General features: G+C 71.8%; 19 protein-coding genes. 11 read left to right on the forward strand and 8 right to left on the reverse strand.

Going from position 1 to position 19,975, the window contains the following annotated elements:
• Positions 1-218 precede the first annotated feature (218 nt).
• The 6 genes from ACWD68_RS03300 to ACWD68_RS03325 all read left to right on the forward strand — a co-directional run bounded on the left by ACWD68_RS03300 (position 219) and on the right by ACWD68_RS03325 (position 6,641).
• A complete protein-coding gene (locus ACWD68_RS03300; RefSeq protein WP_451804766.1) occupies positions 219-1,724 on the forward strand; it encodes a hypothetical protein in 1,506 nt (501 codons plus the stop codon).
• 41 nt (positions 1,725-1,765) lie between these two features.
• Entirely contained in the window at positions 1,766-2,821 is a 1,056-nt protein-coding gene (locus tag ACWD68_RS03305; protein WP_451804767.1) for a lysylphosphatidylglycerol synthase transmembrane domain-containing protein, read from the forward strand.
• Between the two features lie 365 nt (positions 2,822-3,186).
• Positions 3,187-3,582: a BlaI/MecI/CopY family transcriptional regulator gene (locus ACWD68_RS03310; protein WP_451804768.1), complete on the forward strand. Its 396-nt coding sequence runs from the start codon at positions 3,187-3,189 to the stop codon at positions 3,580-3,582.
• Complete coding sequence (locus ACWD68_RS03315; protein WP_451804769.1) at positions 3,579-4,508, forward strand: M48 family metalloprotease; 930 nt, start codon at positions 3,579-3,581, stop codon at positions 4,506-4,508. The genes ACWD68_RS03310 and ACWD68_RS03315 overlap by 4 nt, the downstream gene beginning before the upstream one ends.
• Before the next feature lie 64 nt (positions 4,509-4,572).
• Positions 4,573-6,162, forward strand: a complete 1,590-nt coding sequence (locus tag ACWD68_RS03320) for an AlkA N-terminal domain-containing protein (protein WP_451804770.1) — start codon at positions 4,573-4,575, stop codon at positions 6,160-6,162.
• Positions 6,159-6,641, forward strand: coding sequence for a methylated-DNA--[protein]-cysteine S-methyltransferase (locus ACWD68_RS03325; protein WP_451804771.1), 483 nt, complete (start codon positions 6,159-6,161; stop codon positions 6,639-6,641). The genes ACWD68_RS03320 and ACWD68_RS03325 overlap by 4 nt, the downstream gene beginning before the upstream one ends.
• 6 nt (positions 6,642-6,647) lie before the next feature.
• Here the strand turns inward: ACWD68_RS03325 and ACWD68_RS03330 are convergent, their stop codons facing one another.
• The gene (locus ACWD68_RS03330; protein ID WP_451804772.1) at positions 6,648-7,403 is read right to left on the reverse strand and encodes an SIR2 family NAD-dependent protein deacylase; all 756 of its coding nucleotides are present in this window, start codon (positions 7,401-7,403) and stop codon (positions 6,648-6,650) included.
• Positions 7,404-7,670: 267 nt separating this feature from the next.
• Between ACWD68_RS03330 and ACWD68_RS03335 the strand changes: the two genes are divergently transcribed.
• Positions 7,671-8,183, forward strand: a complete 513-nt coding sequence (locus ACWD68_RS03335; RefSeq protein ID WP_451804773.1) for a hypothetical protein — start codon at positions 7,671-7,673, stop codon at positions 8,181-8,183.
• A 294-nt stretch (positions 8,184-8,477) separates the two neighbouring features.
• On the forward strand, positions 8,478-9,782 hold the full coding sequence (locus tag ACWD68_RS03340) for a chloride channel protein (RefSeq protein ID WP_451804774.1): 1,305 nt from the start codon (positions 8,478-8,480) through the stop codon (positions 9,780-9,782).
• On the opposite strand, the gene ACWD68_RS03345 is transcribed toward ACWD68_RS03340, so the two are convergent.
• From ACWD68_RS03345 to ACWD68_RS03360, 4 genes are all read right to left on the reverse strand, one after another.
• A complete protein-coding gene (locus ACWD68_RS03345) occupies positions 9,733-11,550 on the reverse strand; it encodes a glycoside hydrolase family 15 protein (protein ID WP_451804775.1) in 1,818 nt (605 codons plus the stop codon). The genes ACWD68_RS03340 and ACWD68_RS03345 overlap by 50 nt on opposite strands.
• A gap of 13 nt (positions 11,551-11,563) precedes the next feature.
• Entirely contained in the window at positions 11,564-12,982 is a 1,419-nt protein-coding gene (locus tag ACWD68_RS03350; protein ID WP_451804776.1) for a DUF2252 domain-containing protein, read from the reverse strand.
• Positions 12,979-14,565, reverse strand: coding sequence for a GMC oxidoreductase (locus ACWD68_RS03355; protein ID WP_451804777.1), 1,587 nt, complete (start codon positions 14,563-14,565; stop codon positions 12,979-12,981). Before ACWD68_RS03355 ends, ACWD68_RS03350 begins: the two co-directional genes overlap by 4 nt.
• Positions 14,566-14,692: 127 nt before the next feature.
• Positions 14,693-15,613 (reverse strand): YhjD/YihY/BrkB family envelope integrity protein, encoded by a 921-nt coding sequence (locus tag ACWD68_RS03360; protein WP_451804778.1) that lies wholly within the window; start codon positions 15,611-15,613, stop codon positions 14,693-14,695.
• A gap of 239 nt (positions 15,614-15,852) precedes the next feature.
• Between ACWD68_RS03360 and ACWD68_RS03365 the strand changes: the two genes are divergently transcribed.
• Positions 15,853-16,497: a GAP family protein gene (locus tag ACWD68_RS03365; RefSeq protein ID WP_451804779.1), complete on the forward strand. Its 645-nt coding sequence runs from the start codon at positions 15,853-15,855 to the stop codon at positions 16,495-16,497.
• Positions 16,498-16,620: 123 nt separating this feature from the next.
• Entirely contained in the window at positions 16,621-17,040 is a 420-nt protein-coding gene (locus ACWD68_RS03370; RefSeq protein WP_451804914.1) for a DUF6325 family protein, read from the forward strand.
• A 79-nt stretch (positions 17,041-17,119) separates the two neighbouring features.
• Here the strand turns inward: ACWD68_RS03370 and ACWD68_RS03375 are convergent, their stop codons facing one another.
• Entirely contained in the window at positions 17,120-17,548 is a 429-nt protein-coding gene (locus ACWD68_RS03375; protein WP_451804780.1) for a DUF7144 family membrane protein, read from the reverse strand.
• A 251-nt stretch (positions 17,549-17,799) separates the two neighbouring features.
• Between ACWD68_RS03375 and ACWD68_RS03380 the strand changes: the two genes are divergently transcribed.
• Complete coding sequence (locus tag ACWD68_RS03380) at positions 17,800-18,084, forward strand: SHOCT domain-containing protein (RefSeq protein WP_451804781.1); 285 nt, start codon at positions 17,800-17,802, stop codon at positions 18,082-18,084.
• A gap of 115 nt (positions 18,085-18,199) precedes the next feature.
• Here ACWD68_RS03380 and ACWD68_RS03385 read toward each other — a convergent pair whose 3' ends face one another.
• Positions 18,200-18,691: an NUDIX domain-containing protein gene (locus tag ACWD68_RS03385; protein ID WP_451804782.1), complete on the reverse strand. Its 492-nt coding sequence runs from the start codon at positions 18,689-18,691 to the stop codon at positions 18,200-18,202.
• Positions 18,692-18,881: 190 nt separating this feature from the next.
• Positions 18,882-19,967 (reverse strand): ADP-ribosylglycohydrolase family protein, encoded by a 1,086-nt coding sequence (locus tag ACWD68_RS03390; protein ID WP_451804783.1) that lies wholly within the window; start codon positions 19,965-19,967, stop codon positions 18,882-18,884.
• Positions 19,968-19,975: the final 8 nt, after the last annotated feature.

The following is a 19,975-nucleotide window of genomic DNA, read 5'->3' on the forward strand; positions in this document are numbered from 1 at the left end:
CCTTACAGCGCGTAGGGGAGTTGAGAGGGGTGCCGATGCGGGCGTACTCCCCGGCCTCAGGGTCCGCAGGCCGCCCCGGGTGCTCCCCCGGATGCCCGACCGGCGCGGCGACTTGCCCTGGAGGGCGGTAGTTTGTCCGTGAATCCCCGGCTCCCGCCTTCACCCTACGTCTTGTAGGGTGAAAAAACCCTACAGCGTGTAGGGATGGAGGGTGGACGATGGCCAAGACCCTGAACGTCCCACTCATCGGCGCCCGCCGGCACGGACCGCCGAACAGAGCGGCCCGCGTGTCCCGGCACGCCGGCGACCCGCGCCTGCTCGTTCTGGTCGCGGGCGCCTTCACCCTTGCCCAACTGGTCCTCGTACACCCCGCGATGGGCCTCGGCTGGGACGAGGCGGTGTACGTCAGCCAGGTCTCCCGGGATGCTCCGGCGGCGTTCTTCAGCGCACCGCGTTCCCGCGGCGTCTCCCTGCTCGTGGCGCCGATCGCCTCCTGGTCGTCGTCCACCAGCCTGCTGCGGGTCTACCTCGCCCTGCTGTCCGGACTCGGCCTGTTCGTGGCCCTGCGCGTCTGGCGCGGACTCTTCCCGGTGCGGGTCCTCGCCGTGGCGGGCGCCTTCTTCGCGACGCTGTGGGTCACCCTCTTCTACGGCCCGCAGGCCATGCCCAACTACTGGGTCGCGATCGGAGCCCTGGTCTGCGTGGGGTGCTTCCTGCGCGCCCAGGCGGACCGCTGGGACCGGGCGGCACTGCTCGGGGTCGGGCTGAGTGCCGCGCTGATGGCGTGGATGCGGCCCACCGACGCGGTCTGGGTCACCCTGCCGCTCCTCGTCGCCGCCGTGGCCGTGCCCCGGTGGCGGCGGGCCCGGCCACCGCTCGCGCTCGTGGCGGGCCTGCTCGCCGGAGCCGCCGAGTGGATCGTCGAGGCGTACGTCGGATACGGCGGACTGGGGCAACGGCTCGCCGACGGTTCGCGCATCCAGGGCGGCCTCGGCTGGAACATCGCCATCGGCGACCAACTGCGCAGCCTCGGCGGACGCGCGCTGTGCCGGCCGTGCACAGGGGGGATGCCGAGCCCCGCGGTGACGGCGTGGTGGTTCGTCCTGCCGCTGGTCGCGGCCCTCGGCCTGGCGATCGCCGTCAAGGCCCGTCGCCCCGCGGCCACCCTGCTGCTCCTGGCCTGCGCCGCGGCGGCCTCGGCCCCGTACCTCTTCATGATCGGATACGCCGCCCCGCGCTTCCTGCTCCCGTTCTACGCCCTGCTCGCGATTCCCGTCGCCGACGCCCTCGTCCACCTGGTCACCGTCCCCGGCCGGCCCTGGCGACCGGTGACCGTGACGCTGGTGGCCCTCGGTCTCGCCGGTCATCTGGCCGTGCAGTTCGCGGTCCTCCAGGACACGGTGCGGCGCACCACCGACGGGCACCGCGGCTGGGCGGCGACGGCGGCGGAGCTGCACCGGCTCGGTGTGCGGCCGCCCTGCCGGCTGACCGGCCGGCAGGCCGTCCCCATCGCCTACTACACCGGCTGTGCCTCCGTGGCGACCAGTGGCCACAACGCCAACGCCACCCGGGCGAGCATCGTGCGGGACGCCCGGCACATGCCGGTCGCCGTCCTCACCCGACCGGGGATCAAGCCGCCGGGGTACGCCCGCGACTGGGCACCGCATCGCGCCGGTGGTCTGAACGTCTACCTCGCCCCGGGAGCGGGGGGCGGCACGCCGTGACCGTTCCGCCGGACAGGCCTTCGCCGGCACGCGGGGGAGGTGTGCCTCTCGTCGACTCGGTCTCCGGCGGACGCGGGATGCCGCCGCCCGAGCCGGTGTCCGGCGCAGGCGGGGCGTCGTCCCCCGCGGTGACCGACGGCACGGGGGCGACCGCCGGGCGGCGACCGTCCGGGGGTGTGCGGGGCGGGCGGGCGGCCTGGCACGCGGGGATCTCGCTGCTCGTCCTGGTGTGCGCCGGGATCCTGGCCCGCCGGAACTGGCCGGTGATCGAGGCGGGAGCCGGCCGGCTGGCCGTCGCCGACCGTGGCTGGCTGCTGGTGGCGACCGTCGCCACCGTCGCGACCTGGGCGTGCTCGGCACTCGCCCAACAGGGCGCGGTGGCGAGGCCGCTACCCGCCGGGCGACTGGTGGCCGTGCAGTTCGCGGCCTCCGCCGCCAACCACGTACTCCCGTCGGGGCTCGGCGCGGGCGCCGTCAATCTGCGGTTTCTGACCCGGTGCGGACTGCCCGTCACCCGCTCCGCGACCGCGCTAGCGGTCAAGGCCTGTGCCGGGACCGCGGTGCGCGGCTGTCTGATCGGCGGGCTCGCCCTGGCCTGCCCCGGGGCGCTCCGTCTGCCCCAGGTGCCGGCGACCGCCCGGACCGCGACCGTCTGGGCGGTGGCCGTGGTGGTGGCCGCCGTCGCCGTGGCCCTCCTGGCCGGACCGTTGCGGCGCGCACTGCGCCGCGTGCTGCTGGACGTCCGCGCCGTGCACGAAGTCCCCGCGCGGGCAGCCGCGTTGTGGGGTGGCTCGCTCGCCTTCGCCGCACTGCACGCCGCCGTGGTCATCGCCGTCACCCAGGCCATCGACCTGCCGCTGCCCCCGGAGCGGGTGGCCCTCGCCTACCTCGCCGCGAGCAGCGCCGCCGTCCTGCTGCCCACCCCGGGCGGCCTCGGCTCCCTGGACGCCGCCCTCGCCCTGGCCCTCACTCTCGCCGGGGCACCCGGCGGCGCGGCGATGTCGACGGTTCTCGGCTACCGGCTGCTCACTGTGTGGCTTCCCCTGCTTCCGGGGCTGGTGGCGCTGGGGGTGCTGATCCGGCGCCGGGTGCTGTGAACGAGCGCTGCGCCCCGTACGCCACGACCACGACGACCGGCACCGCGAGCGCGGGCCTGCGCGGCCCGCGGGCTCTCGCGCCGCGCCCGCCACCGGCCGAGCGCCATCAGCACGGCGAACAGCCCCGGTCCGTACGTCGACCAGGCGGACACCGGACCGTCGAGCCACGACGGGGAGTCCTGGGCGAGATCGGCCACGTGCCGATGGGCGGAGCCGTCGATCGAGGAGCCGTCGAAAGGTGCGGCCATCGTCGCGGGCCCTCTCATACTGGACGGGCGGGCACGGCCGATGCGCGCACCCGACGGACTACAATTCTGTAGACGGTCTACTGAACTGTAGACGATGGCAGGGTGAGGATCGTTCCCATGAGCAGTGGCAAGGACGAACGCCGTCCGGCGGGCGAGCTGGAGGCCAGCGTGATGGCGGCGCTCTGGGCCGCCGGTGTGCCGCTCACACCCGGGCGTGTGCAACGCGAGCTGAACTCCGGTCTGGCCCGGACGACCGTGACGACGATCCTGTCCCGGCTGCACGAGAAGGGCATCGTCGGCCGCGAGCGGCTGGGCCGGGGCTACGCGTACTTCCCCGTCCAGGACCCGCACGGCCTCACCGCGCGGCGCATGCACAGCGAGCTCGACCGGGACGACGACCGGGAGACCGCGCTGGCCCGGTTCGTCGCCCAGCTGAACCCCGACGACGAGCGGCTCCTGCGGGACCTGCTGGAGCCGGGCGCCGACGCGGGCCCGGAATCGGGTGAGGGATGACCTTTCTGCTGCTGATCCCGCTGCTGGTGCCCTTCGTTGTGGGACTGCCGGCCCGCCGCTGCCTCGACCGGCTCGCCCCGGCGACCGCGCTGTGGGCGGTCACCCTCGCGATGGTGGTGCTGGCCGGCGCCTCCGTGGCCTCGCTGGGCGCGTTGCTCCTGACCGGGCTGCTCAAGCTGCCCTTCCTCGCGGACCTCGGGGAGCTCGTCCACCCCCTGCGTACGGCCTCGGACCTCGTCGTCCTGCCCGCGGCCGCCGCCGCGACCGGCGCGCTCACCGTCGGTGCCTGGACCGTCGTCCGCTCGGCCCTGCGCCAGCTGCGCGCGTTCCGCTCCGCGCGCAGCCAGGCCGACCGCCGTCCCACCGCGGGCGACCTGTGCGTGATCGAATCGCCGCACCCCGACGCCTACGCCCTTCCGGGCCGGCCGCACCGCATCGTCGTCACCACCGCGATGCTGCGCAGCCTCGGAGCCGACGAGCGCGAGGCCCTCTTCGCCCACGAGCGGGCCCACAACGCCGGCGGGCACCACCGCTTCCTCGTCGCCGCCGAACTCGCGGCCCACTGCCATCCAGGCCTGCGCACGGTCCGCGCGACCGTCGCACTCGCGGTGGAGCGCGCCGCGGACGAAGCCGCCGCCGTCGCCGTGGGGGACCGCAGACTGACCGCCCGGGCCATCGCCCGCGCGGCCCTGGCCGCCGGGGACGCCCGCTCCGACCGCCCCGGATTCGCCCCCGCGGCCACCACGGGCCCCGTTCCGCAGCGGGTCGCGGCACTTCTGGCCACTCCCCGGCTCCGCCCCCGCGCCGCCGCCTGGATCGCCCTCGTCCTCGCCGCCTGCGCCGCCGTCTCGGCCGGTGCCTCAGGTGCGGGGGTCCTCGCCTTCCACCACGAGGTGGAGGTCGCCCAGGGCGAGGAGCCCCGCTGACCAGGGCAAGGTAGATGTCGGATTCTCGCCAGCCCCACCCTCGCGGGTGGCCGATGCTTGAGACATGCAGAACGGGATGCACACGGACACCGAGCGCTGCGTGCGTGCCGTCCAGTCGAAGGACGCGCGCTTCGACGGATGGTTCTTCACCGCCGTGACGACGACGAGGATCTACTGCCGGCCCAGCTGCCCGGTCGTGCCGCCGAAGCCGCAGAACATGACCTTCTACCCGAGCGCGGCCGCCTGTCAGCAGGCAGGATTCCGGGCCTGCAAGCGGTGCCGCCCGGACACCAGCCCTGGCTCACCCGAATGGAACCACCGCGCCGACCTGGTGGCCCGCGCCATGCGGCTGATCGGCGACGGGGTGGTCGACCGCGACGGCGTACCCGGCCTGGCCACCCGGCTCGGCTACAGCACCCGCCAGATCGAGCGGCAGCTCCTGGCCGAGCTGGGCGCGGGACCGCTGGCACTCGCCCGGGCCCAGCGGGCCCAGACCGCCCGGCTGCTCATCGAGACGACACCGCTCCCGATGGCCGAGGTCGCCTTCGCCGCCGGCTTCTCCTCCATCCGCACCTTCAACGACACCGTCCGCGAGGTCTTCGCGCTGTCCCCGAGCGAGCTGCGAGCCCGGCTGCCCAAGAGCCGGGCCGGAGCCGTCGTGGGAACCCCGGGGATGCCGGGCGTACTGAACCTCCGGCTCCCCTTCCGCGCCCCGCTCAACCCCGACAACCTCTTCGGACACCTCGCGGCGACCGCCGTACCCGGGGTGGAGGAGTGGCGCGAAGGGGCGTACCGCCGGACCCTCCGGCTGCCGTACGGGCACGGGATCGCCGGCCTGACGCCGATGCCGGACCACATCGCGTGCCGCCTGACCCTCAGCGACCTGCGCGACCTGGCCGTCGCGATCAGCCGCTGCCGCCGTCTGCTGGACCTGGACGCCGATCCGGTGGCGGTCGACGACCAGCTGCGGACGGATCCGCTGCTGGCGCCGCTGGTCGACAAGGCTCCCGGCCGCCGGGTGCCGCGCACCGTCGACGAAGCGGAGTTCGCCGTACGGGCCGTGCTGGGGCAGCAGGTCTCCACGGGCGCCGCGCGTACCCACGCCGCCCGCCTGGTCACCGCGCACGGCGATCCGGTGGACGACCCGCACGGCGGCCTCACTCATCTCTTCCCCTCTCCGGAGGCGCTCGCGGCACTCGATCCCGAGTCGCTCGCGATGCCCCGCACCCGCCGTGCCACCTTCACCACGCTGGTGGGTCGACTCGCCGACGGAACGCTTCACCTGGGAGTGGAGAACGATTGGGAGCAGGCGCGGGCCCGGCTCCTCGCGCTCCCCGGGTTCGGCCCCTGGACGGCCGACGTGATCGCGATGCGCGCCCTCGGTGACCCGGACGCCTTTCTCCCCACCGACCTCGGAATCCGGCGCGCGGCCCAGGAGTTGGGGCTTCCGTCCACACCGGCCGCCCTGACGGCCCGTGCCGCGGCCTGGCGCCCGTGGCGGGCGTACGCGGTCCAGTATCTGTGGGCGACGGGCAGCCACCCGATCAACTTCCTCCCCGCACAGGCCGGCGCCCCGCACACCCCTGACGCCACCGAGCCCGCACCACGCGCTCCACGTACTCGACGCACTTCACGCATCAAGGACCCTCAGTGAAACAGCACATGGTCATCGACAGCCCCTACGGCCCTCTCACTCTCGTCGCCAACGACGGTGTTCTGTGCGGCCTCTACATGGTCGGTCAGCGTCACCGCCCGCCGGAGGAGAACTTCGGCGAGCGCGACGACACGCTCTTCGACGAGGCGACGGAGCAGCTGCACGCCTACTTCGAGGGTGAGTTGAAGGACTTCACTCTCGAACTGCGGATGGCGGGAACACCGTTCCAGCGCAGTGTGTGGGACCAGCTGCGGCGGATCCCCTACGGCGAGACCCGTTCGTACGGCGAACTCGCCGAAGCCCTGGGCAACATGGGCGCCTCCCGCGCGGTCGGCCTCGCCAACGGCAAGAACCCGGTCGGCATCATCGTGCCCTGTCATCGCGTGGTCGGCGCGAACGGCAGCCTCACCGGGTACGGCGGCGGCCTGGACCGCAAGAAGCGGCTCCTCGACTTCGAGAGCGGATCTGCGCTGTTCTGACCGCTCTCACGCACCCGCTGGGCCGCCGGCCACCCCCTGGTCGCCCAGCCGGCGCAGGAGTCCGGGCAGGGCGGTGCCGATCGGCTCCCGTACGACCTCGTCGGCGATCTCGTCGTACGGGGTGGGTTCGGCGTTGACGATGATGAGCCGGGCGCCGTGGTCGGCGGCGACGCCGGCGAGTCCGGCGGCGGGCTGGACCTGGAGGCTGCTGCCGACGGCGATGAAGATCTGGCAGGCCTTGGTGATGGCGGCGGCTTCGCCGAGGACGACGGGGTCGAGGCGTTCGCCGAACATCACGGTCGCCGGCTTGAGGATCCCGCCGCACTTCCGGCACGGCGGATCGTCCTCGCCGGCCTCGACGCGGGCGAGTGCCTCTTCCATGGGTGCCTTGGCGTGGCACCGGGTGCACACCACGGTCCGTGCGGTGCCGTGCAGCTCGAGGACCTTTCGTGCGGGCGTTCCGGCGAGCTGGTGCAGCCCGTCCACGTTCTGCGTGATCACCCGCACGGGCACCCCGGCCCGCTCCAGCTCTGCCACTGCCAGGTGCGCGGGGTTGGGTTCCGCCCGGAGCGCCTGGTTCTCCCGCCGCATCCGCCAGGCCCGGCCCCTGATCTCCGGGTCGCCCATGTAGTACTCGTACGTGACGAGCTTCTCGGCCTCGGGGTCGCGCCGCCACAGACCGTTGGGCCCGCGATAGTCGGGGATTCCGGAGTCGGTCGAGATGCCTGCGCCACTGAGGAGGGCGACGAGGGGCCTGTTCATGGATCCGAGCGTAGGAGTCTTGCCTGCTCGGAGCGAGTGGATATCGGGGTGGGGCCCGTGCGGCCCGCTGGGCCGGTCGGCCGAGATGCGCATCGGCCTGCCCGCCGCCCGGAGGGCAGTGGAACGTCACCGGGACTTCCAGTGGTGGGTGAGTGCTTCTGTCCGCCACCGGAGAGCGGGTGTCGCTGGCATGATCTTCTTGAGGCCGAGCTCAACTGCCGTGCTTCCCGGCTTGGTTCGCACCTCCGTGAGGCCGGCTGCGGTGAAATGCCGTCAGCTTCCGACGAGAAGTACCTCGGGAGTCCGACGGACGCGCTGTTCGAGCCCGTGCGCCCTGTGGCCACGTCGCCCGCGGGGCACGGGCTGACCTCGTCCGACCTGGCGGCCGTCGGAACACTGAGCTGGCAGGACATCGCGAAGGTCTGTCAGGACGACGCCGTGACCCGCCGGCGCAATGACTTCCAGAATGCGCTGCGAGCCGCGGACGCGGCGGCCGATGACGACCTGTCGGCGCTGCTGCGGACGGTCAGGACGAAGCTCCCGACCACCGGGGGAGCACCTCGGCAGTTCGCCTGGGCTGCCGCCGAAGCCGGTCTCGGTCTCGCCGGTGCCGGGCTGGCACTCGGTGCCGGAGAGACTCTCGGACTCGTCGCACCCGCGCTGGCGTTCGGACTGGCGGCGGAGAAACTGCTCCGAGGCAGCCGCAAGCGGTCGCACATCGTCAACACGCTGATGAAGGCGGGCAGACGCGGCACCTGGACGCAGCGCGGCGACGTCTGACCGGGTGGGAGGCCGGCGCGTCATACCGAGCGGCCTCGGAGGCCGTGCCGGGTCCGGGCGCGTCCACCCGGTGGTTGTTCGGGGGGTGGGGCGCGGGCGGCGTGGGCTTGGTGAGGCTCGTGGGTACGCTCGCGCTCTGGTGGCAGCATCCCTCCGAGCGGACGTAGGAGAAGACCCATCACCGAGCCGAAGCCCGAGGGGGCCGAGCCCGCTCCGGGGCAGCCGGGGAGGCGGTCCACGCGGGCCGAGTCCGCTCCGGGGAACCAGCCCACCGAGGCCGACCAGCTGAGGGACATGCTGCGGCAGCCCGCGTACCGGCGGGCGCTGGTGTTCTGCGGTCTGATCGGCATCCCGGTGTCCCTGGCCGCGTTCTGGTTCCTGGTGCTCCTCCACGAGCTGGAACATCTGATGTGGGTGGAATGGCCGCACCATCTCGGGTGGACGAATCCGCCGTGGTGGTGGCCGTTTCCACCGGCGCTCGTGTCGGGCTTGATCGTCGCCCTGATCGTCCTGCGGCTTCCGGGCCGAGGAGGACACATCCCGGCCTCGGGCCTGCACGCCGGAGGGGTGGCGGCCTCCGCTCTGCCGGGTGTCGTCCTCGCCGCCCTGGCCAGCCTTCCGCTGGGAGCCGTGCTCGGGCCCGAGGCACCCCTGATCGCGCTGGGCGGCGGTCTGGCACTGCTCTTCCGGGACCTCGTACGCGCTCCCGCGACCAGGGCGAGCACGGCACTGCTCGGTGCCGCCGGCGCCGCGGCGGCCATTGCGGCGATCTTCGGCAGCCCCCTGGTCGCGGCCGTACTGCTGATGGAAGTGGCCGGAGTGGGCGGGGCACAACTGGTCGCCGTGATGCTCCCCGCCCTGCTCTCCAGCGGAGTCGGCGCCATCGTGTTCACCGGCTTCGGCCACTGGACCGGGCTCCAGACCGGGAGCCTCAGGATCGGGCTGCCCGCCCCCTCGACCCTGGACGCCGGAGACGTGCTCTGGTCGGTGCTGATGGCCCTCGCCATCGGGGTGGGTATCCACTGGGTGATCGTGGGCGGCCGGTTCGCGGCCCGCTCCGTCGCCGCCCGTCCGCTGCGGAACACGGTGCTCTGCGCACTCGGCGCGGGCGGCTGCGCCGCGCTCTACGCGGGCATCACCGGGCGTTCACCGTCCGAGGTGGCCCTGTCCGGCCAGACCACCCTGGCGCAGCTCGCCGCCCACCCGCACGCCTGGTCGGTCGGCAGCCTGGTGGCCGTGGTGGTGCTCAAGTCCGTCGCGTACGCGCTGTGCCTGGGAAGCCTGCGCGGTGGTCCGGTGTTCCCCGCGCTGTTCCTCGGCGGCGCGATGGGAGTCCTGCTGGCACCGCTTCCCGGGTTCGGCGTCGTGCCGGCCATGGCGGCGGGCATGGCCGCCGCGTCCGCCGCCGCGCTCCGGCTGCCGGTGAGCTGCGTGGTGCTGGTCGTCCTGCTGGTGGGCAACTCGGGAACCGTGCCGGTGATCGTGGTCGCCGCCGTGGTGTCCTTCGTGACCGTGGAACTGCTGCCGCAGGGGCCGGACATCCCGCCGTTCAGGGACGGAGCGCGTCGAGCGCCTCGTCCAGTGTCGTCGCGGCCATGATCAGGGAGAGATGGGTGAAGGCCTGTGGGAAGTTGCCCAGTTGCTCCCCGCTGGGGCCGATCTCCTCGGCGAACAGGCCGACATGGTTGGCGTACGTCTGCATCTTCTCGAAGGTGTAGCGGGCCTGGGGGAGCCGTCCTGCCCGGGCGAGCGCGTCGACGTACAGGAACGTGCAGAGGCTGAACGTCCCTTCGGAGCCGCGCAGTCCGTCCGGCGAGGCCTGCGGGTCGTAGCGGTAGACGAGACTGTCGGAGACGAGGACGCGCTCCATGGCGTCCAGGGTGCTCAGCCAGCCGGGGCTGCGCGGAGAGACGAAGCCGACGCGGGCGGCCAGCAGCAGGGACGCGTCGAGCACGTCACCGTCGTAGTGCTGGACGATCGCCTGTTGCTTGTCGTTCCAGCCACGCTCCATGACCTGTTCGAGGATCGCGTCCCGGGCCGCGGTCCAGCGGACGGTGTCGGCCGGCCTGCTGAACTCGGCGGCCAGCTTCAGACCCCGGTCGAAGGCGGCCCAGCACATGATCCGACTGTAGGTGAAGTCCTTGCGCCCGCCGCGGGTCTCCCAGATGCCCTCGTCGGGCCGGTCCCAGGAGTCCGCGAGCCAGTCGAGGATGCCGGTCAGGCCCTTCCAGCCGTGATAGCCGGCCTGTTCCCCCACCGCGCGGCCCTCGGCCAGGGCGTAGAGGGCCTCGCCGTAGATGTCGAGCTGTAGCTGGTCGGAGGCGGCGTTGCCGGCGCGCACCGGGTACGAGCCGCGGTAACCCTCGAAATGCTCCAGGATCTCCTCCGTCAGATGTGGGTCGCCGTCGACCCGGTACATGATCTGGAGGGGTTCGTCGTCGGGCCCTTCGCGTGCCGCAAGACGGTCGCCGAGCCAGCGCGTGAAGTGGGTCGCCTCTTCCACGAAGCCCAGGTCGAGCAGCGCCCGCACCGACAGGGAGCCGTCCCGCACCCATGTGTACCGGTAGTCCCAGTTGCGCTCACCGCCGACCTGCTCGGGCAGTCCCATGGTCGCGGCGGCGACCGGCGCGCCGCTCGGGGCGTAGGTGAGGAGCTTGAGGGTGATCGCGGAGCGGTGCACCATCTCCGTCCAGCGGCCGCGGTAGTTCGAGGTGCGCACCCACTTCTGCCAGAAGTCGACGTTGCTCCACAGGCCCTCGCTGATCGAATCGAAGGTGGGAGGCGGCGGCGCCTCTCCGTCCGGCCCGCACACCGTGAACACCACGGCCGCCTGCTCGCCGTTCTGGAGGGTGATGCCACCCCGGACGTCCTGCCCGTCGCGTTCGAACGGGACGGTGCCCTGGAGGTAGGCGATCGCCCCCGGGGACCGGAACGTCGCGGTGTCGGGCGTCAGTTCGAGTTCGTGGGCGGCCCGCGCGTAGTCGAACCGCGGCCGGCATTCCAGAGCGAAATGCACGGTCCCGCGCACCGAGCGCACGATGCGCACCAGGCTGTGCCGGTCGCTCGGGGTCAGGCCGGGGAGGACCGGCATGTGGTCGATGATCTCGCCCACGCCGTCCGGGGACATGAAGCGGGTCACGACGACGGCCGTGTCCGGGTAGTAGAGCTGCTTCCAGGTTCCTTCGGGGTGATCGGGCGCGAGACGGAAGTAGCCGCCGCCGTCGTGGTCCAGCAGCGAGGCGAAGACACTGGGGGAGTCGAAGCGCGGTGCCGGGAACCAGTTGACGACTCCCTGGGACGACACCAGGGCCGCGGTCTGCAGGTCCCCGACCAGGCCGTGGTCGGCGATGGGCGGATAGCGATCCATGCTGGTCTCCTTGTCAGGCCGATTCGGCCTTGACGCGCCCGGAGCGGACGGCGTCGACGAGTGCCTGGTGGTCCTTCTCGTTCTGGTCGGCGTAGCCCTCGGCGAACGAGACGAGGGCCCGGTCGAAGACGTCACCACCGCCCAGATAGGAGGCGATGGCGATCCGGTCGCCGGACCTCGCGTGGGCGCGGGCCAGCGTGGCACCGCACAGCTCGCCGAAGGCCCGCATGCCGGACGGCACCATGGCCTCGGGTTCGGCGATGCCCTTCCAGTCCCGCAACTGCCGCACATAGAAGTCCCGTCGGCGGCCGTCGATGCCGTCGGCCCTCTCCCAGCCCAGGAAGATGTCGCTGGTGGCCTGCATGAGCCGCTGGCCGGCGACCACGCGCTCGCCCTGGGTCCGGTACTCGCCGGCGCCGGCGAAGGGCGCCAGTACCGATTCGTCGGCCTCCTTGGCCTGAAGGAGCAGTGGATCCGCGTCGTCCCGGCCGAGCAGCAGGACGATCCAGCAGCGGGTGCCCACACTGCCGACCCCGACCACCTTGCGGGCCACATCGGCGATCCGGTACTGCTCCAGCAGGAACCGCCGGTCCGAGTTCAGACTCCGGCCGTAGCGGTCGATCAGCCGGCGGATCTGCTTCTCCAGCGCGCCGCGTTCGACATCGGGCAGTATGTCCTGGAGCGGCGTGACCAGCGGCGGATCCGGGGCGATGCGGGCCTTGCCGTCGACGATGTGGGTGAGCTTGTTGAAGGCCTGGAGGCTGTCCCGGGTACGCGCCTTGGCCGCCGACTTGGACCAGCGGTCGCGGGCACGCGCGCTCAACTCCCCGGCGAAATGGGTCCGTACCCAATCCTCGTCGAACTGCGTGTACCACACCGGGAGATTGCCGAGCCCGGCGAAGCGTCTCATCCATTCGCGGTAGGACCGTACGGTCGAACGGACGATGTCCGCCCGCTCCTTGGTACTGAATCCGTTCGCCCGGCCCGCGATGACGAAGCTGGCGGACAGCCGCTTGACGTCCCATTCCCACGGGCCGGGCAGCGTCTCGTCGAAGTCGTTGATGTCGAACATCATGCGGCGCTCCGGCGAGGCCAGCAGCCGGAAGTTCAACAGGTGCGCGTCGCCGCACAGTTGCGTCCTGATCCCGGACCGGGGAGTGTCGGCGAGGTCCGCGGCCATGATGGCGGCGGCGCCGCGGTAGAAGCGGAAGGGCGACTCGGTCATCCTGCCGTAGCGGATCGGGACGAGCTCGGGCACCCGGGTCGCCGACTGCGCCTCCACGAGGTCCACCGGGTCCTGCCGCTTCGGCGAGGGTACGAAGTCGGCGTGACTGGAACGGGGTACGGCGGACCGGGCGGCCTTGCCGAGAGCGGCCCGCTCCGCCGGGGTGTGGTGCGGGGGGTGAGTACCGGCAGGGTGACTGGGGGTCATTGCAGACGCTCCGCGATGTGGTCGCCGACGCGGAGCGCGTTGGCGATGGCGGTCAGCGAGGGATTCACCGCGCCGATGCTCGGGAAGAAACTCGTGTCGACCACGTACAGGTTGTCGAGGTCGTGGGCCTTGCAGTTGATGTCGAGGGCCGAAGCGGCGGGGTCGTGGCCGAAGCGGACCGTTCCCGCCTGGTGTGCCGTCGCGCCGATGGGCATGCCCTTGTGCAGATAGAGGCTGTGCGGCAGGAGATGGTGTTCGCGCATGCCCAAGTGGCCGAGCATGCCTTGTAGTTCGTGCCGCAGGCGCTGGAGGCCGGCGATGTTGTTCTTCTCGTCGAGGGCGAGATGGATGGCGCCGTCCCGGTCCAGGGTGACGCGGTTGTCCGCGACGGGCAGGTCCTCTCCGCACAGCCAGAAGTCGACGGCGTGGTGGGCGAGCACCTCGAAGGGCATGTCGGGAGAGACGGCTCCCGCCCAGCGGGGCGCTTCGCCGTGGATCTGCTCGGAGTCGGACTTGCCGAGCATCTGGATGCCGCCGAGGGGATAGTCCCAGTCGTCGGACCCCAGGTACCAGTCGTGCAGCGCGAGGGTCTTCTGGAACTTGGTGTCGTTCGGTTCCTCGGATATGGCCATCAGGGCGAGGTTGTTGTGGCGCATGTAGTGACGGCCCACCACGTCCGAGCTGTTGGCCAGGCCCTGCGGATGCCGGTCGTTCGCCGAACGCAGCAGCAGGGCGGCCGAGTTGACGGCGCCGCAGGCGACGATCACGATGTCGGCGCTGAACTCGACGGTCGTACCGTCACCGTCTCCCACCGTCGCGACGACGGAGGTGACACGCCGGCCCGTGGCGTCGGTGTCGAGCCGTCGGACGTTCGCGTGGGTGACCATCTCGACGTTGGGGTGCTCGAGAGCGGGGTCGACGCAGATCACCTGCGCGTCGGACTTCGCGCCGACCAGGCAGGGAAAGCCGTCGACGCGGTCGCAGCGGATGCAGGCGCTGGAGTGCACGGCCCGGCCCCGGTCGTCCTGGGTGAGGTTCACCCCGATCGGGAGGTGGAAGGGGTGCAGCCCCCGCTTCTCCAGGTCGTCGCTGAGCTGCTGGATGCGCGGCTCGTGCTGGACCGGCGGGTAGGCGTACTGGGCGCTGGTGTGCCCCTCGGTCGGGTCCTCGCCGTGGCGGCCGTGCACGAGGTAGAGGTGTTCCGCCTGGGTGTAGTACGGCTCCAAGTCCTGGTAGCCGAGGGGCCAGGCGGGGGAGACGCCGTCGTGGTGGCGCAGTTCGCCGAAGTCCTCCGGGCGCAGCCGGAAGAGCGCGGCGCCGTAGAACTTGGTGTTGCCGCCCACGTAGTAGTTGACCTCGGGCGGGAACTGATCGCCGTGCCGGTCGTACCAGAACTCCGGGGCGCGGTACTTGCCCTTGACGAAGACCGCGGTGGAGTCCCAGTTGTCGCGTTCGCGCGGGAGGTAGCCACCGCGTTCGAGGAGGAGGATCCGTTTGCCGGTGGGTGCCAGCCGGTGGGCGATCGTCCCGCCACCCGCGCCTGTTCCGACAACGATGACGTCGTAGTGACGTGAGTCGGTCATGCCGGCCACCGTCCTTGGATCGTGATCCGGGCCTGCCGGTCGAAGGCGGCATCCGGCCCGATCACCAAGGTAGCTCTGGGCGATATGTCCGGCGAGTCGGGTCAATCGGGCCGGCCCGGACCGTGGGCTACGGCGGGTTCCCGCGCGAGTCGGGCCGGTCGGGCGAGCCCAGGCGACGGGCCACGGCGGGTTCCCGTGCGATGACGGCACCGGCGGTGATGCCCGCGGAGATGACGACGCACAGGCCGATCAGCCAGGACAACACGGTGAAGACGGCGCCCAGTGACCCGTAGCGCGCCAGGCTGCGGTTGAGCGCGTTGGGCACGTACACCTTGGCGACCAACGACAGAACGGTCAGGGCCACCCCGGTCACGAGCGAGCCGGGCAGCAGGGGCAGCCAGCGGACGCGGCCCGCCAGCAGCAGGTGCTGGGTCCACCACCAGACACCGATCTCGGTGACCAGGAGCAGGGGGAGGCCGAGCCAGAGCCCCAGGCCGAATCCGGTCCGCAGCGGTCCCTGCAGGGCGATGACGACCAGCAGGGTCGTGATCCACACGAACCAGCGCCAGACGGCGATCCGCGCGCTCGCGCCCGGCAGTTGCCAGGCGCGCTGGCAGAGCCGCTGCATCGCACGGCTGCACGCGGTGGCCGAGAGCAGCACCATCAGCAGGCTGACCACCCCGGTGCTCTGCCGCAGGCCCGCGGAGTCGGCCCCGTACACCTTCTTCAGTTCCTTGTCGGCGGAGCCGGTGATGCCGAGGATGTCGTGCACGGAGTCGACGATCTCGGTGCGGACCGACTGAGGAGCGAACGAGGCGACCACGAAGAGCAAGGGGACGGCGGTGAGGAACGCCTGCGCGGCGAGCCGCGTCGCGGAGTCCAGCAGGTTCACCGCGATGAGATGCGAGGTGAGGCGGGTGACCACCGGGAACCGTGCCTCGGCGCTGCCGCGCAGCCCCAGCAGCCGCGCCCGCAGCGCCGCGACCCGTCCCCGCCGACGGCTCCGGCCGCCGCCGGCCTTCGGGCCGGGTCCCTCGCCTGCGCGCATTCCGCTCCCCGTGTCGGGCCCCGGCCGCACACCCTGTCGGGAGGGACCGCGCCACCAGGGTGCGGTCCGGCGCGCCGGGCGGGCCCGCGGCGCGAGCGCCATTGGGCCGTACGGGGGTGTCGGCAGGCGACGGTGAGGCGGGCGGAACCGCGGATTTGTGGACGTCGGCGGGGCAGGTGACGATGAAGGCATGCGCGATGCCGCGGTCGTGAGCCGCGCGAGACCACGCGGGGGCGGCGATGGTCCTTGACCTGGTCCTCATCGGTCTGGTGATCGCCCTGGACCCGCTGCCGGTCACCGGATTCGTGCTGGTGCTGTCGGCACGCAACGGAGTCTGGAAGGGCCTCGCCTTCATCCTTACCTGGCTGGCCACCTTCGTCGGCATCATCGCCGCGGTACTGATCATGACCGGCGGCCGGCCACCGGCGCCGAAGTCCGCGCCGTCCACGGCCGCCCTGGCGGTGAAACTGGCCATCGGCGTCGGAATGGTCTGCTACGCGGAGCGCACCCGCCGCAGGATCGGCAAGCGGAACAAGTCCTCCGGCTTCATGTCCCGGATCGAGCGGATCTCCCCCTGGTCCGCGGCCGGGCTGGCGCTGCTGCTCCAGCCGTGGGGGATGGTCGCGGCCGGAGCCGCCACGGTCGTGGACGCGAACCTGGCGCACGCCGCGTCGTACGCGGCGCTGATGGGCTACTGCCTGCTGGCCAGTTCCAGCCTGCTCACGATGGAGCTCTACGCGACGTTCGCCCCGCGATCGGCCCACGTACGGCTCGCGAAGCTGCGTACGTGGCTGGAGGAGCATCAGGAGCAGGCGCTGGTGTCGTTGGTGCTGTTCCTGGGGCTGTGGCTGGTGGGCAAGAGCATCTACCAGCTGACCGCGTGAACCCGAGCCGGAAGTGCGGCGGCATCCGTCCGGTGCTGCAATGGACTGCAATGCAATTGAGGGGCAGGGGGATCACCATGACCATGCAGGGGTGAAGCCGTGAGCGAAGAGGAATTCGTCGAGATGGGACCGATCGACTATGTGGTCGTCGAGTTTCCCGGCAACCGAATGACCGGCGAGGGATTTCCGATCCTGGTCGATCTGGTGGACCGCGGCCTCATTCGGATCCTCGACCTTCTGTTCGTGAGAAAGGACGAGGACGGATCCGTGGTCGGCGTGGAGATCGCCGACCTCACCGGAGACGGTGCGCTCGACCTGGCCGTCTTCGAGGGCGCGTCCTCCGGCCTGCTCGGCGAGGACGACATCGAGGAGGCGGGCAGGGCCCTGAAGCCCGGCAACTCCGCCGGAATCCTGGTTTACGAGAACGTATGGGCAGCGCCCTTCGCCACCGCCCTGCGACGCGGCGGTGCCCAGTTGGTCGCCTCCGGGCGCATCCCGGTGCCGGCCGTGCTGGCCGCGCTCGACGACACGGACGCCGGATAGACGAAACGAAAGCCGGCCCGCTCCGCCGTCGGCGGAGCGGGCCGGCGTCGCCCAGGTCCTGGTCGGCGTCGTCCAGGTCCTAGTCGGTACGGGCGTCCCGGCCGGTTCCGACGCACAGCGCCCAGATGACGAAGGCGTCGATGGCGATCAGCACGCTGGCCCACACAGGGGAGTGCGGGAGCCATATGAAGTTGGCGACCATGGCCAGGCCTGCCAGGGTGATGCCGACGACGCGGGCCCAAAGCATTCCGCGGAACAGGGCGATGCCGGCGAGCACGACCAGGACACCGAGGGTGAGGTGGATCCAGCCCCAGCTCGTGAGGTCGAAGCTGTAGGCGTAGTTGCGGGTGGTGACGAAGACGTCGTCCTGGGCGATGGCGGCGATGCCCTGGAATACCGACATCGCACCGCCGAAGATCATCATGACCCCGGCGAAGGCGGTCCAGCCGGACACCCACGCTCCCGAACTGCCGGCGGTTTCCTGCCGGTGCGTACTCGTCGTAGCCATTGCGAGCTCCTCCTGCTAGACCTCGCCACTGACCGGGCGACGGTCGGTGGCCCACATTTCAGCTTGCCACGGGAATGACGGACCGGCAGATCGTCGGAAATCGCGCGGGGCGGGGCCGAGATCGATGTGCGGAGGAATGCGTACGGTGCTCCAATGGACCTGTCCGGTGTGCCGGTAATTCGCCGCACCGCGAGGGAGTGAATCCCTTTTCGGGGTCATTCCCTCCGCCTCGTGCCTGAAAGGAAACCACCGTGCCAGGTCTCCTCCGCGGGGTCGCCCGCACCGCCGTGGTGGCCGGTACGGCCACCGCCGTCTCGAACCGTGTGTCACGTCGTCAGCAGGGGCGATGGGCTCAGCAGGAAGCCCAGCAGCAGCAGTACCAGGAGCCGCCGCCCGCCGCCGCGCCCCCGCCCGCCGCTCCGGCGGACGACATGACCAGCAAGATCGATCAGCTGAAGCAGCTGGGGGACCTCAAGGCCCAGGGCGTCCTCAACGAGGCCGAATTCGAGGAACAGAAGCGCAGGATCCTCGGCTGACCCGGGCACGATCCTCGACGGGAGACGAGAAAACCGGTCTGGCGGCCGAGGGGTGAGCCCTCGGCCGCCGAGCCATGACGAGACCCGTGAGCCGGGTGCGAGACGGGCGCCCGGGTCACCCCACCCGGTGGCCGTTCTCCAGTTCCGCCGTCCCCGCGCTCTTCGCCAGGACGTCGAGTCCGGCGAGGACGCGGCGGCCCAGGGCGCCCGGCAGATACGCGGCCAGTTCCTCGCGCGGCACCAGCCGCCAGGACAGCAGCTCCTCCTCCTGCAGGCGGATCGCCTTGAGGTCGTGCTCGCCGAGCACTCCGCCGTCGTACAGATACGCCACCAGCGGCGGGCGACCCGGCCCCTGGACCCAGTCGACGGCCAGAAGCCGTCCGAGTTCCACGTCGAGGCCGATCTCCTCGGCCGTCTCGCGGCGCGCGCCCTGCCGTGGGCTCTCCCCGGCGTCCGACTCCACGGTTCCGCCCGGCAGCGCCCAGCCCTCGCGGTAGTTCGGCTCGACGAGCAGCACATGCCCCTCGATGTCGCGGAAGAGAGCGGCGGCCCCGGCGAGGACACGGGGCAGACCGGCGATGTACGCGGCGAAGTCCGAATTGGTCACCCAGGAAGGGTATCGAGCGCCTTCCGGCGTACATCGGAGGCGGATGTACCCCGGACCCGCTGCCCGGCCGCGCGCGGAACGGGGACCGAGCCGGGACGCTCCCTCCAACACCCGTCGGACGTACGGTACTTCGGCCGCCCGCCCGCCGGACGTGCGGCGCCTCGGCCGGCGCGGTCAGGACGAACAGGTCCTAGATCCCGGCCCCGGCCCCGACTTCCGCCAGCGCGACCGTGCGCGCCGCGAGCTCGCTGATCCGTACCCCGTCGAAGCCGAACACCGCGCTGCGGACGGTGTCCTCCAGCGGGTCCTTCCACTGCGCGGGAATCGCCGCCGCCCCGCACAGGACGCCCGCGACGGAGCCGGCGGTCGCGCCGTTCGAGTCGGTGTCCAGGCCACCCCGGACGGTCAGCGTGATCGTGCGCGTGAAGTCGCCGTCGCCGTAGAGGAGCCCGGCGGTCAGGACCGCCGCGTTCGGGACCGTGTGGATCCAGCCCATCCCGGCGGTCTCCTCGGACACCGTGGTGAGGGTGTCCTCCCAGGTCATCCGGGTCTCGTGGAGCGCGAGCACCCGGCGTACGGTGCGGGCCAGGCGGCTGCTCGCGGGGATCACGGTGAGTGCCGTGTCCAGCGCGTCCCGGACGGACGGGGCGGTGAAGGCCGCGGAGATCAGCGCCGCCGCCCACATCGCGCCGTACACGCCGTTGCCGGTGTGCGAGAGAACGGCGTCCCGGCGGGCCAGGGAGGCGGCGCGCCGCGGCAGCCCCGGGCAGGTCCAGCCGTAGACGTCGGCGCGGATCAGCGCACCGATCCACTCCTGGTACGGGTTCTCGTACGTCGCCGTGAGCGGGGGTTTCAGACCCTGGGCGAGGTTGCGGTACGCGGCCCGCTCCGCCGTGAACGTCTGGAGATACGGCAGGCGCAGCAGCCACAGGTCACCCACCTGTTCGGTGCTGAACGAGAAGCCGTGCGTCTCCAGGAGGTCGAGCCCGAGGATCGCGTAGTCCACGTCGTCGTCGCGGCAGCTGCCGTGGATGCGGCCGCGCACACAGCTGCGCCACTCCGGCCGCAGTTCGAACTCGTCGCCCGCGCCGTCATCGGCGGGCGCGGGGAGGTAGTCGGTCAGGGGCAGGGCCGCGGCCTGCCGCAGATAGCGGTCGATCCGGTCCCGCGTCCAGTGGTCGCCCTGCTCGACCGGTTTGCCGAGCATGTTGCCCGCGATCCGGCCCAGCCAGCCCCCGAGGACGCGGTCGGCGATGTCTGTGCCCACAGGGGTCATGGCTCCGG

The sequence above is a fragment of the Streptomyces sp. NPDC005141 genome (genome assembly GCF_053599975.1).